Consider the following 12,094-nt stretch of genomic DNA (forward strand, 5'->3'; position numbering starts at 1 on the left):
GCTGCGTTTTCGGAAAATTTTTCGGTATCGTTGGGTGAAGGAATAGAGGCGTGGGGAGAGGAATCCGATGACAAAGGCAGAAAAGAGGCCGGTCCTGACCGACGTTGCCATGGCCGCAGGCGTGTCAGTCGCCACCGCGTCGAAGGCTTTGAACGGCAGGAACCATGTCAACAAAAACACCCGGCAACGGGTTCTTGACGCCGCTGAAAAACTGAACTTCTCACCGAATCCGTTCGCCCAGGCCCTCAACTTCCCGGTCACCGGGACTATCGGAGTACTGACGGCCGACCTTTCCAGCCGGTTCGTCCTGCCCATACTCATGGGCGTTGAGGAGGCCTTCGGAGCGGGGTCAACTTCTGTCATCATCAGCGACGCCCGCAAAGACCTCGTGCGTGAAAAGTTCCTGCTGCAGACGCTGATTGCCAAGCGCGTGGACGGCATCATCGTCCTCGGCGACGATGCCAACGCCCGCCCCTCCCTCTCCGAACATGTCCCTGTCCCGGTCGTTTATGCCTACACTCCCTCCATCCTCGCGACCGATTGCTCCTTTACTCCCGACAACGCCATGGGCGCCGCACTGGCCATCGACCATCTGGTGGCGCGGGGACGCAGGAAGATAGCGATGATCAACGGAGAGCCGCGCTTCGAGGCAGCACAGGAAAGGAGTTCCGCGGCCAAAACGGCGTTGGAAAGCCACGGCCTGGGCTTCGTCTCAGGGGAAGTCCTGTACGGCGACTGGAGTGAATCGTGGGGACGGCAGGGGGTGCGCGCGTTACTGAACGCGCGCCTCGACTTTGACGGAATCTTCTGCGGCAGCGACCAGATCGCCCGTGGCGTCGTCGACGCCCTGCGCGAAGAAGGGCACTCGGTCCCCCAGGATGTAGGAGTCGTAGGATTCGACGACTGGGAGCTGTTCAGCACCACATCCCGCCCGCCCCTGACAACCATAGACATGAACCTCGAGCACATGGGCCGTGCAGTCGCCGGCGAACTCGCGGCCGCGATCGCCGGCGTGACGCGTCCGGGCCTCCACAAGCTGCCCGTACGGCTGGTCCCGCGGGAATCGACGGCAGGCCTCGACGGAAGCCTGGCCACGCGGGTCGGGAAATAAGGAACGGTCCCGCAGGGAGGTTTAGCTGCCTGAAAGGCGATGCAACGTTGTAAACTCTCCTTGACGGGCCGCTTGGCCTGGAACTTTCACTAAGGAGATGCGGGATGGCAGCGACCCTTCACGACGTGGCACGCGTCGCGGGTGTGTCCTTCAAGACCGTTTCCAACGTGATCAACAACCACCCACATGTCCGGGACACCACCCGGGCCAAGGTTGAAGAAGCCATCAAGGCCCTGGGATACCGCCCGAACCTGACCGCCCGCAGCCTGCGCTCCGGACACACCGGAGCCATTACCCTTGCCCTGCCGCAGCTGAGCCTGCCGTACTTCGCTGAACTGGCGGACGCGGTGATCGAAGCCGCCGCCAAACACGGCCTGGTGGTACTGATCGAACAGACAGGCGCCGACCGGGACCGTGAGCTGGAAGTCATGTCCAGCCCGAGGCTCAAAATGTCTGACGGCCTGATCTTCAGTCCCCTTGAACTCGGGCAGGACGATGTTGACCTCATCAAAGCTGATGTGCCGATAGTCCTGCTGGGCGAGCGGATCTTCCACAGCAGTTCCGACCACGTGACAATGCAGAATGTCGAGGCTTCCCGTTCGGCCACGGAACACCTGCTGGACCTTGGCCGCACACGCATTGCTGTGGTGGGGGCGCACAAGGGTGAGGTTATCGGTTCCGCCGGACTGCGTTTACGCGGCTACCGTGAGGCGCTTGAAGCCCGGGGCATCCCGTACGACGACGGCATCGTGGCCTACGTCCGGGACTGGCACCGCTCCAACGGCGCGGCCGCGATGCACGAGCTCCTGGACCGCGGCGCCATCTTCGACGCCGTCTTCGGGCTCAACGACACCCTCGCCCAGGGTGCGGTGCGCGTCCTGCAGGAGGCGGGGTTCCGCGTCCCGGACGACGTCGCGGTGATCGGCTTCGATGACCTGGACGAGACCCGCTACACGCTCCCCACCCTGAGCACGGTTGACCCGGGCCGGGATGAAATTGCCGAGACCGCCATCAAACTGCTCATGGAGCGGATCAAGAATCCGGATGGCGGCCCGCCCCGGGAGATCGAGGCGGCTTTCCGCGTGGTGCCCCGCGAGTCCACCCTGGGCACCCGGGCCAGGGTCCGGGCTGACGTCTAGCCCCAGTCAGCAGTCGGCCAGCCGTCCTTCCACGTCAGACGGGCCAGTCCCAGCCTGAAGGCGCCGTCGAGTTCTTCCGCGTAGTAGTGGAATGCCAGCGTGTCCCCGGAGACGGACTGCCCGCCCGGGCCGATCCTGCCGCCGTCGGACGACAGGAGCAGTGTGCCGCCGCCGTCGAGCAGTGCCTTGCCGTCGGCGTCCAGATAAGGGCCGGTGATGGTGTCCGACTTCCCCACCGCGATGTTGTACGTGCTCTCCAGGCCCTGGCAGCAGAAGTCGCGGGAGAAGAAGAGGTAGTAGGCGCCGTCATGGGGCAGGATGTAGGGCGCCTCGATGGCGTTGGGCGGCGCCTTCCGGTCCGCGAGGGTCAGCGGCGGTTCGCTCCCGGCGCGCAGCCCGGTGGGCCACTCAAGCTGAACCATCTGCAGGCCGGTCCAGAAGGACCCGAAGGACATCCACGGAGTCCCGTCCTCATCCTCGGCGATGCCCGGATCGATGGCGTTGAACCTCTCCCCTTTCGAGGAAATCACCTGTCCCTGGTCCACCCATTTATAGGCTGGATCCGCAGGGTCCAGGGTGGTGTTGGTTGCCAGCGCGATCACGGACAGGTTCTTGCCGAACGTTGACGCAGAGTAGTAGAGGTACCACGTGCCGCCATGCTCGTACAGCTCCGGCGCCCACAGGTTGTCAACGCCGGGAACCGCTGCCGTGAGCCAGGCCGGCTTCTCCTGCCACACCTCACCCGCATACTCCCAGTTGACGCCATCGGTGGAGCGCCGGATCTGGATGTTTCCGTCGGCCACCTGGCCGTTTCCGGTGGAATAGACAAACCACGGTTCGCCGTCCTCCCCGGCCACCAACGCTGGGTCATGAGTGAAGAAATCCCCGGCCAGCCCAGCGGCTGGGGAGGACTCACCTTGCGCCGTCGCGCCAGGGAACGCGGCGCAACCGGACAGCAAAAGGACGACGGCGGCCAGCGCCGCGGCCAGCCGCACCCGTAGGCGGCTGGCCGTGGCGAACTTCGTTGGGACGTGCACGTCAGCCTAGTGCGACGGCGGACCAGGACACTGGCGGCAGCGTCACCGTGAGCGTCCCCTCCTCCAGGACGGCGCCCGTGAGCTCCTTCAGGCCCACCCGGTTCTGGTCCTGCAGGGTGTTCTTGGCGTAGACGTCCTCATCGTGGAGGGTCACGGCCTCGGTGACCACTGTTGCGTTGAGCTCGGACACGCGGACCGTCACATCGATCGCCTCGGTCATGCTGCGGTTCACCAGGAACAGGGCCGACTGGCCGGTGGCGGCGTCGGCGGTTGCCACGGCGTCCACCAGCGGCGCTTCGCCGTACACCGCCGTCGAGTACGTTCCTGCCTCGATGCGGGGGCGGAGCACTTCACCGCGGGCCAGCCGCGAGGTCACGGAGAACGGGAAGAAGGTGGTCTGGCGCCAGGCGTCGCCGCCGGGTTCGGTCATGATGGGTGCAATGACGTTGACCAGCTGGGCGAGCGAGGCCGCGGCAACACGGTCGTGGTTCTTCAGCAGGGTGATCAGCAGGTTTCCGAACACTACGGCGTCGGCGACGGAGTAAGTGTCCTCCAGCTGGCGCGGTGCGTGCACCCATTCCTCATTGACCTCGTCCGAGGCCTGGTGCTCATCCAGGTACCAGATGTTCCACTCATCGAAGGACAGCTGGATGGTCTTTTTGCTCTTCAGCTTGTGCTTGACGTGGTCGGCCGTGGCCACCACGGTTTCAATGAAGTACTGCATGTCCAGCGAGGACGCCAGGTAGGAGCCAAGGTCGCCGTTGCGCTCCTGGTAGTACGCGTGGCAGGAGATGTAGTCCACGTAGTCGTAGCTGTGCTCCAGGACCACGCGCTCCCATTCGCCGAACGTGGGCATGGAGGAGCTGGACGAACCGCACACCACCAGCTGCAGGTCCTTGTCCGCGGTCTTCATGGCGGAGGCCGTGCGGGCCGCAAGCTTGCCATAGTTGTCAGCGGACATGTGGCCGATCTGCCATGGCCCGTCCATCTCGTTGCCGAGGCACCACATGCGGATGTTGTAGGGGTCCTTTGCACCGTTGGCAATGCGCTGGTCGCTGAGGGTGGTGCCGGAGGGGTGGTTGGCGTATTCCAGCAGGTCCAGGGCAGCTTCGATGCCGCGGGTGCCCAGGTTGACGGCCATCATGAGTTCGGAGCCGGTGAGCTCGCACCAGCGGGCGAACTCGTCCAGGCCCACCTGGTTGGATTCCAGCGAGTGCCAGGCGAGGTCCCGCCGGACCGGACGCCGGTCCCGTGGGCCTACTCCGTCCTCCCACCGGTAGCCGGAAACGAAGTTGCCGCCCGGGTAGCGGATGGTGCTGGATCCCAGCTCCTTGACCAGCTCAATGACGTCCAGCCGGAACCCGTCCTCGTTGGCGGTCGGGTGGCCGGGTTCGTAGATGCCGTCGTAGACGCACCGGCCCAGGTGCTCCACGAAGGAGCCAAAAATGCGCCGGTTCACGGGGGCAATAACGGCCGACCGGTCGATGGTGATGACGGCTGGTGCCACAACAGCCAGATCGGTCTGTTCAATAGCAGCGGAGGTGATGGTCACGGTTCTTCCTGTTCTGTATAACGTTGTAGAAAAATGTGGAGTTTGGGCTGTCGGAAAGCCTGGCGGGACGGACGGTCGTTACGCGGTGGCGGGTTCAGGAGGTTCGAGGCCTTCCAGCCGCCGGCCCACGAGCCAACCCGAGATCAGTAGCGGGACGGAGGCCCCCACCAGCGGCACCAGGAAGGTCATCCCGGAGAAGACAACAGCAAAGGCCACCAGGCTCAAGAGCAGGGAAATGCCCATCACCGGCGACACCAGAGGCAGCATGAACGCCGTACGCCAGGTCGTGGTGACCGAGTCCCGGTAGCGGCTGCACACGGCAACGGCCGTGGCTGCCGCCATGATGATGCCCACGCCGGCAACGGCAGCCAGCAGAAGCAGCACGGCATAGATGGGCGAGGACAGCATCGCGACACCCGCCGGTCCCAGCACGGTCAGGCTGTTAAGGAAGAGCACGACGCCGGCAAGCCAGAAGATGCTGCCCACCCGGTTGACATGCCAAAACTGTGAGCGATACACCGTGACGAAGTCACGCACCAGGTGTTCGCCGGCGCCGCTGCGCACCCTCGCCAGGACAGTGGTGGCGGCAACGGCCGCCGGGAACAGCCCGAAGACCACCAGGCCGGCCAGCGTACCCGCCACAAACAAGACATTGACCAGCACCAGCCTGGTGGCAAAGCCAAGCCACTCCATCACGCGGCCGGCCCAGCCTAGCGGGGAATCGTTCACGACAGGTCCCCCTTTGTGCCACTCCAGGCCACGCCGTGCTGATCGATGCCGCTGAAGGACAGCGCAGCGTGACCGCGCGCCCAGTCCCAGGAGCCAAACACCACCGCGTCAAGTTCCTTGGCCGCGCCCGAACCGTCCGGGAGGCCGGGAAGAAGCAACCGTGCATGGGCCGGCGTGCCGTCGGAAACAGCGGATCCGTGTTTGCCTGAGGCCAGGCATTCGAGTTCCAGCTCCACCGCAGGCACCAGGTCCGTTGACTCCGGATCAAACCGGAGCACGCGCCACAGTCCAGCAACCGGTTCGGGGACAGCCAGCGCCTCCCTTCCCCGGCCGGCAAACGGCTGGGGTGAGATAACAGGCCAGCTGGCCGCATTGAAGAAAAGCCGCCGGAGCTGGACCACGTGCTGGGACGGGTCCGCCGAAAAGCGGACGTGGTGGACCACGAAATATTCGGTGGCCCCGCCCGGACCGGCCTGGGTGAGGACCGAGTTGTGGCCGGGGGCAAGCCAGCCAGTGCCGCCGTCGAACTGGTAGCTGCCCAGCAGCTTGGTTCCAGTGGACGCCGGAGGGGCAGTAAGGTCCATCAGTGAATTCCCGCGGAAGTCCCGGTAGGGCCCGGCGATGTGGTCCGCCACCGCCACCCGCACGTTGTAGGTGCTGAAGAGGGAATCGTAGGACGTGAACAGCACGTAGCGGTCCTCTTCGGCGCGGTACAGGACGAACGCGCCCTCCACGGCTCCGTCCACCGAAGGGTGCCGGCGGGCGATGAGGGTGCCCAGGTCCCCTGTGGCCAGCGGCTCCCCGGAGATCCGGTCCAGCGGCAGGGTGTAGATGCCGGAGAAGAAGGAGCCGTAGGTGAGCCAGGGGGCGCCGTCGGCATCCCAGGCCACGGCGGCGTCGATGGCGTTCTGGGTGTGTTCGCCGGCCCGGGTGGCCACCACAATTCCCCGGTCGTCCCAGGGGCCGGCGGGGGCAGGAGCCACCGCCAGCCCGATGGCCGAGGTGTTGGAGCCGAACGTGGAGGCGGAGTAGTACATGTGCCAGTTACCGTCCGGCCAGCGGACCACTTCAGGGGCCCACAGGCCGCGAGCACCGGACCACTCTGCGGCGGGGCCGGGGACGCCGTCGAACGCGGTTCCCGCATACTGCCAGGCCACCAGGTCGGTCGACGTGCGCATGTGTACCCCTGCGGGAATATCTTTTGAGTTGGCCACAGCGTCCGTGGAGAACATGTAGTACGTGCCGTCGTCGTCGAGGACCACCGTGGGATCGTGGGCATGCCGGGAACCCCAGGCAGAGGAATCCACGGATGCGGAGGCCGGCAGCGGAAGCAGTTCCGACGGAGGCTTCCCAGCGGGAATGATGTCAGCAATCTGCATGGTTCAGCCCTTGGATCCTGACAGGGCGATGGATTCGATGATCTGGCGCTGGAAAACGATGAAGACGATCAGCACGGGCAGCAGCGCGATAAACGATGCTGCCATGATCAGGGGGTAGTCGGTCTGGATGGCGTACTGGGCGTTGAAGTTGGCGATCACCAGCTGCAGCGTCTGTGTGCCCGGCGAGTTCAGGTAGATGATGGGCGCCAGGTAGTCGTTCCAGACCGCCATGAACCAGAGGATGAACTGGGCGGCCAGTGCCGGACGGATGGCGGGCATGATCAGGGTCCAGAAGATCTGCAGGTAGGACGCGCCGTCGATCCTGGCCGCTTCCACGATGGAATCCGGCACGCTGTTCAGGAACTGGCGCAGGAAGAAGATCATGATGATGTTGCCGAACACGCCCGGCACGATCAGCGGCAGCAGGGTATCCACCCAGCCGATGCTGGCGAAGATGGTGAACTGCGGAATCATCAGGGTGGGGAACGGGATCATCAGGCCGGAGAGCAGGCCCAGGAAGAGGACGTTCTTGAAGGGCATCCGCATCTTGGCGAACGCGAAGGCTGCGAGCGCCGAGGTGAGCGATCCGACGATGGTGACCGAGCAGGCCACGATCAGGCTGTTCTGGATTCCGCTGAGCAGGGGGCCGGCCGTCCAGATCCGGGCGTAGTTCTCCCAGACGAAGGGGTCCGGGATCCACTGCGGCGGAAGCTCGAACACCCCGTCCTTGGTCTTCAGCGACGTGGAGAAGGTCCACGCCAGAGGGGCGATCATGATGATGGCCCCCACGGACAGGACGAGCGTGGTGAGGATGTTGCCCAGCCGCAGCCCGTCCTTGGCCGACCTCTGGCCCTGGGTTCTCCGGCGCGGGCCGCTCTTGTCCTGGCCGCCGGCACTGCCGGGGATCGGCCCGGTGGGTTCCAGCGGAGGGGTGGTGATGACGTTCTGTGCCGACATGGCGTCCTGCCTCAATCGATCGAAAACTGGTTGCGGCGGTTGAGCCGGAACTGGATGAAGGTAATCACGAACACAAGCAGCCCCAGTACCACGGACATGGCCGAGGCGTAGCCCATCTGGAGGTTGTCGAACGCCTTCTGCCAGATGTACCAAACGATGGACGCGGACTCGAACTCCGGGCCGCCGGTGGGAGTCATGATGTTGATCTCCACGAAGATCTGCGAGCCGCCGATGATGCTGGTGACGATGAGGAAGAACGTGACCGGCCGGACCATGGGGATGGTGATGTGGCGGAACTGCTGCCATGCCGTGGCGCCATCCAGGGCGGCGGCCTCATACAGGTAGCGGGGCACGGACTGCAGGGCCGCCAGGTAGAGCAGCATCGAATATCCCAGGCCCTTCCACACCGCCATGATGATGAGGGCCGGCTTCACGGTGGCGGTGTCCTGCAGCCAGTTGGGGCCGTCGATCCCGAGCAGCCCAAGGCCCTGGTTGATGAGGCCGAAGTCGCCGTTGAAGGCCCACTGCCACAGGATGGCCACCGCGGCGATGGAGGAGATCACCGGCAGGTAGTAGACGGTTCGGAAGAAGGTGGTCCCGCGCATCTTGCGGTTCATGGCCAGGGCCAGCGCCAGCGAAATGGCCAGGCCAACCGGAATGCCGATCATCATGTAGATGGTGTTCCACAGCGACTTGAGGAAGTACCGGTCGCCGAACATCTTGGTGTAGTTGTCCAGGCCCTTGAACACCGGCGCGGAGATGCCGTTCCAGTTGGTGAAGGACGCGTAGACAGAGAACAGCAGGGGGAAAAGCGTAAAGAGGAGGAACCCGATCACCGGTATGGCAACAAAGACAAGGGCGGCCTGGTGTTCCTTCCGGTGAAGCCGCGAGCGGCGCGTGACGGTTGTTGACATCCTTGGATCCTCTTTGATTCGAGATGGTGGGGTGCAGGGCAGAAAGACTCGTGGAAAGGTGCCGCGGCCGCGCTCCGGTGCAGCCGCGGCACCTGGCTTGTGGGGCTAGTTGCCTGCCTGCTGGTTGGCGGCGTCCAGGAACTCCTGCATCCTGGGCTGCGCTTCCTTGAGGTAGTCCGCGGCGGTCTGCTTGCCGTCCAGGACCGGCTGAATGTTGGTGAAGAGTTCGTCGTACCACTCGGCGTTGAAGGTGTTGCCGCCGGGAAGGGCACGGCCGTAGTCCTTGACTATCTGCAGGAACTCGGCCTTGTTTGCGGGCTTGGTGGTGGTATCCGCGGCCCAGGTCTCGGCCATGTCCTTCAGGTTGGGAATCTGGATCCCGGCGTCAACCAGGCTCTGCTGGGCTTCCTTGTTGGCCGTGAGGTACTCCACCAGCTTGACGGCGTCCTCCGGGAGTTTGGTGCTCTCCGAGACGGCGATGCCGAGTGTGCCCGTCCAGGAGGCCGTCTTGCCTGTTTTGCCGGCGGGGTAGGGGATGACGTCCCAGTCGAAGTCGAGCTTCTGGTAGGTGGAGAGGTCCCAGGGGGCGATCGGGAAGAAGCCGATTTCGCCCTTCATCCACCGCTGGTAGGTATCGAGAGTCTGCGCCTCTGCCACGGAGGGCGTGACCGCGTGGACGTTCTGCAGGTCCGCGAACCACTGGAGTGCCTCGGCGAACTCCGGGGTATCCACGGTGACCTTCGTGCGGTCCGCGTTGAGCCAGTCGCCACCGTTGGACCAGACAAACGGCTGCAGGTTCCACTGAACGTTCAGGCCTGTGCCCCACTGGTCCAGGGTGCCGTCCCCGTTGGTGTCGGCAGTGAGTTTTTTGGCGGCGGCCACGAATTCATCGAAGGTGTAGGGCTTGTCCTTGTCCGGCAACGGGATGCCGGCCTTTTCCAGCATGGTCTTGTTGTAGCCGAAGGAGAACGGTCCAACGTCCTTGGGAAGGGCATAAATGGCACCTTCGCCCACGCGCTTGCCGTCGTACCGGTAGCTGTCAACGCCGTATTCCCAGATGTTGTCCAGGTCGATGGTGTCCGACTTTTCCACGTACTCGGTGATGTCCTTGACGATGCCGTTCTGTACGTAGGCCTGGACGTCGCCGGGGCCAATGTAGAAAATGTCCGGGACCTGCTTGCCGGCTATGGCGGCCTTCAGCTTGGTGGCGTACTGGTCCGCGGTGGTGACGATGATGTCCACGTCCACGTTGTTGTCAGTTTCAAACTGGGCAACAGCCTTTTCGTAAGCCTTCTTCTCGTCCTCACCCCCACGGAACATAAAGGTCAGCTTCTTTTCGCCGGTGTCCCCACCGGTGGGGGCGGAGCATCCGCCGAGCATCAGGCCTGCGGCGGCTAAGAGCGCCAAGGTTGCGGCCATGGGACGTGACTTCATCATCACGCGGTCCTTCCGGGTTGGGTGGAGTGGTCGAGTTTGATTGGTTGGATGCGGTGGTGAGCCCCACTGTCCGCGTGGCGGACCGGCATCCGGGGCTCTTCGTTTGCAACGTTGTAAGAACTTTCACACAGCTGGTCTGCGATCGTCAAGGGTGATGCCCAAATTTGTTGCCCGCCATGCCGCCCTTCCTTGACGCTGCCCGGTCCCCGTGCCATATTCTTCGTTACAACGTTGCAATATTCGCGGGCCCGGACGCATCCCTCCGCCGTCGAAAATCAATTCCCCCAACCACCTTTCGGAAGGACCACGTGATGACGAAGTCACGTTCATGGGCAGCGCGCGCCGCGGGACTGGCAGCGGTTTTCAGCTTCGCCTTGACGGCGGCGGCGCTGCCGCCCACCACAGCAACTGCGCCGGCAGTAGCCACGGCAAGCACAGCGGCCGCGCCGGTAAAGACCCAGAAAGAACCCGGGCAGAAGCTGCAGACTGACCTGCCGGGAGGCAAGACCGTGGTGGGCCGGACCTCCCCCATCCACGATCCCGCCCTGATCGTGGACGGTGACGGTACCTGGTACGTCTATTCCACCGGCCTGCTGAATCGTGAAAACGGCGGCACCATCCAGATCTGGTCGTCCTCCGATCAAGGAACCACGTGGGAATACAGCGGTACGATATGGGATCAGATTCCGACCTGGATCGATGAGCATTTCTCCGACGGCGAGCTGCCCGGCAACCTCTGGGCACCGGAAATCACCGAACATAACGGCACCTACTACCTGTACTACTCGGCGTCGCGCTTTGGCGGCAACAACTCCATCACGGCGCTGGCCACCAACACCACTCTTGATCCCCATGACCCGGACTACGAGTGGGTGGACCAGGGCCTGGTGGTGTCCTCGCCGGTGTCAGGACTGGACCCCGCCAACCCGGGCAAAACGTTCAACGCAATCGACGCCGGCATCGTCGAGGATGCGGACGGCACCCCCTACATGGCCATCGGCTCGTTCTGGTACGGGATCTTCTTGGTACCCATCGAATGGCCAACCGGCAAGCCCGTGGCGGACTGGCAGTCCAAGACTGTGAATATCGCGGACCGCTTTATGCCCGGCAACCCGATCGAAGCCCCGTACATCACTGAACACGATGGCTACTACTACCTGTTTGTCTCCTTTGACTCCTGCTGCCGGGGCGCGGACTCCACGTACAAGGTGGCCGTGGGGCGTGCCACGTCCGTGAAGGGCCCGTACCTGGACAAGGACGGCCGTGACATGTTCGGCGGCGGCGGTTCCGTGGTGCTCGATTCCCACGGCGCCATCACCGGCCCGGGCGGCCAGTCCGTCTTTGGCGACTACCTCGCCTTCCACTACTACGACGGCTCCAACCAGGCCATCCCCTACTTCCCCACGCTCGGCCTGCAGAAGATCAACTGGGTGGACGGCTGGCCAACCTTTGACCAGACCGTGGAGCTTCCTGCGGTGCAGCAGCAGCCGAAGGCCCAGGCCGTGGGTGCAGGCAAGAAGGCCGCCTTCAGTGCCGCCGCCACAGGAACACCCGGACCGGTTGCGGTCTGGGAAACCTCGTCCGACGGCGGAGCAAGCTGGCAACAGGTCGATATCCAGCCCGTCACGAGGCGGACGGACGAAGGTACCTACCGCTCCACACTGGAGCTCGCCGCCGTGTCCACGGACCGGGACGGACTCCTGGTCCGTGCAGTGTTCCAGAACGCGCACGGCAAGGTGAGCACGGACGCCGTCGGACTTTCAGTGAAGTAGCAGCCCGGCGCACGTCCCGAGTTGCGCGAAAGTGTTGCGGTCTTAACTCACCGACCCATGCCGGGTA

Annotated in this window: 10 protein-coding genes; 3 read left to right on the forward strand and 7 right to left on the reverse strand. The window is 64.2% G+C overall.

The genetic code is table 11. From position 1 onward, the window contains the following. Window positions 1-67: 67 nt before the first annotated feature. Both QFZ30_RS20145 and QFZ30_RS20150 read left to right on the forward strand, forming a co-directional pair. The gene (locus tag QFZ30_RS20145; protein ID WP_307079308.1) at window positions 68-1,111 is read left to right on the forward strand and encodes a LacI family DNA-binding transcriptional regulator; all 1,044 of its coding nucleotides are present in this window, start codon (window positions 68-70) and stop codon (window positions 1,109-1,111) included. 104 nt (window positions 1,112-1,215) lie between these two features. After that, complete coding sequence (locus QFZ30_RS20150; protein WP_307079310.1) at window positions 1,216-2,250, forward strand: LacI family DNA-binding transcriptional regulator; 1,035 nt, start codon at window positions 1,216-1,218, stop codon at window positions 2,248-2,250. On the opposite strand, the gene QFZ30_RS20155 is transcribed toward QFZ30_RS20150, so the two are convergent. From QFZ30_RS20155 to QFZ30_RS20185, 7 genes are all read right to left on the reverse strand, one after another. After that, a complete protein-coding gene (locus QFZ30_RS20155; protein WP_307079312.1) occupies window positions 2,247-3,287 on the reverse strand; it encodes an arabinan endo-1,5-alpha-L-arabinosidase in 1,041 nt (346 codons plus the stop codon). The genes QFZ30_RS20150 and QFZ30_RS20155 overlap by 4 nt on opposite strands. A 1-nt stretch (window position 3,288) precedes the next feature. Next, entirely contained in the window at window positions 3,289-4,839 is a 1,551-nt protein-coding gene (arfA, locus tag QFZ30_RS20160) for an arabinosylfuranosidase ArfA (RefSeq protein WP_373462869.1), read from the reverse strand. Between the two features lie 78 nt (window positions 4,840-4,917). After that, window positions 4,918-5,568 carry a YesL family protein gene (locus QFZ30_RS20165; protein ID WP_307079315.1) on the reverse strand — a complete coding sequence of 217 codons (651 nt, stop codon included), beginning with the start codon at window positions 5,566-5,568 and terminating at the stop codon, window positions 4,918-4,920. Continuing rightward, window positions 5,565-6,947, reverse strand: coding sequence for an arabinan endo-1,5-alpha-L-arabinosidase (locus tag QFZ30_RS20170; RefSeq protein ID WP_307079317.1), 1,383 nt, complete (start codon window positions 6,945-6,947; stop codon window positions 5,565-5,567). Before QFZ30_RS20170 ends, QFZ30_RS20165 begins: the two co-directional genes overlap by 4 nt. Window positions 6,948-6,950: 3 nt before the next feature. Next, entirely contained in the window at window positions 6,951-7,904 is a 954-nt protein-coding gene (locus QFZ30_RS20175) for a carbohydrate ABC transporter permease (protein ID WP_307079319.1), read from the reverse strand. Between the two features lie 11 nt (window positions 7,905-7,915). After that, window positions 7,916-8,818 (reverse strand): carbohydrate ABC transporter permease, encoded by a 903-nt coding sequence (locus tag QFZ30_RS20180; RefSeq protein WP_307079320.1) that lies wholly within the window; start codon window positions 8,816-8,818, stop codon window positions 7,916-7,918. Window positions 8,819-8,923: 105 nt separating this feature from the next. Continuing rightward, window positions 8,924-10,255, reverse strand: coding sequence for an ABC transporter substrate-binding protein (locus QFZ30_RS20185; protein ID WP_307079322.1), 1,332 nt, complete (start codon window positions 10,253-10,255; stop codon window positions 8,924-8,926). Window positions 10,256-10,566: 311 nt separating this feature from the next. Between QFZ30_RS20185 and QFZ30_RS20190 the strand changes: the two genes are divergently transcribed. Continuing rightward, window positions 10,567-12,027 (forward strand): glycoside hydrolase family 43 protein, encoded by a 1,461-nt coding sequence (locus QFZ30_RS20190; protein ID WP_307079324.1) that lies wholly within the window; start codon window positions 10,567-10,569, stop codon window positions 12,025-12,027. Window positions 12,028-12,094 lie beyond the last annotated feature (67 nt).

Origin of the sequence: Arthrobacter pascens (genome assembly GCF_030815585.1) — a bacterium.
Classification (GTDB): Bacteria; Actinomycetota; Actinomycetes; order Actinomycetales; family Micrococcaceae; genus Arthrobacter; species Arthrobacter pascens_A.

What these genes read in the sequence shown, in the direction of transcription:
- QFZ30_RS20190 (WP_307079324.1), top strand. Translation starts at nt 10,567, where the DNA reads ATGACGAAGTCACGTTCATGGGCAGCGCGCGCCGCGGGACTGGCAGCG.
- QFZ30_RS20170 (WP_307079317.1), bottom strand. Translation starts at nt 6,947, where the DNA reads ATGCAGATTGCTGACATCATTCCCGCTGGGAAGCCTCCGTCGGAACTG.
- QFZ30_RS20175 (WP_307079319.1), bottom strand. Translation starts at nt 7,904, where the DNA reads ATGTCGGCACAGAACGTCATCACCACCCCTCCGCTGGAACCCACCGGG.
- QFZ30_RS20150 (WP_307079310.1), top strand. Translation starts at nt 1,216, where the DNA reads ATGGCAGCGACCCTTCACGACGTGGCACGCGTCGCGGGTGTGTCCTTC.
- QFZ30_RS20180 (WP_307079320.1), bottom strand. Translation starts at nt 8,818, where the DNA reads ATGTCAACAACCGTCACGCGCCGCTCGCGGCTTCACCGGAAGGAACAC.
- QFZ30_RS20145 (WP_307079308.1), top strand. Translation starts at nt 68, where the DNA reads ATGACAAAGGCAGAAAAGAGGCCGGTCCTGACCGACGTTGCCATGGCC.
- QFZ30_RS20185 (WP_307079322.1), bottom strand. Translation starts at nt 10,255, where the DNA reads ATGATGAAGTCACGTCCCATGGCCGCAACCTTGGCGCTCTTAGCCGCC.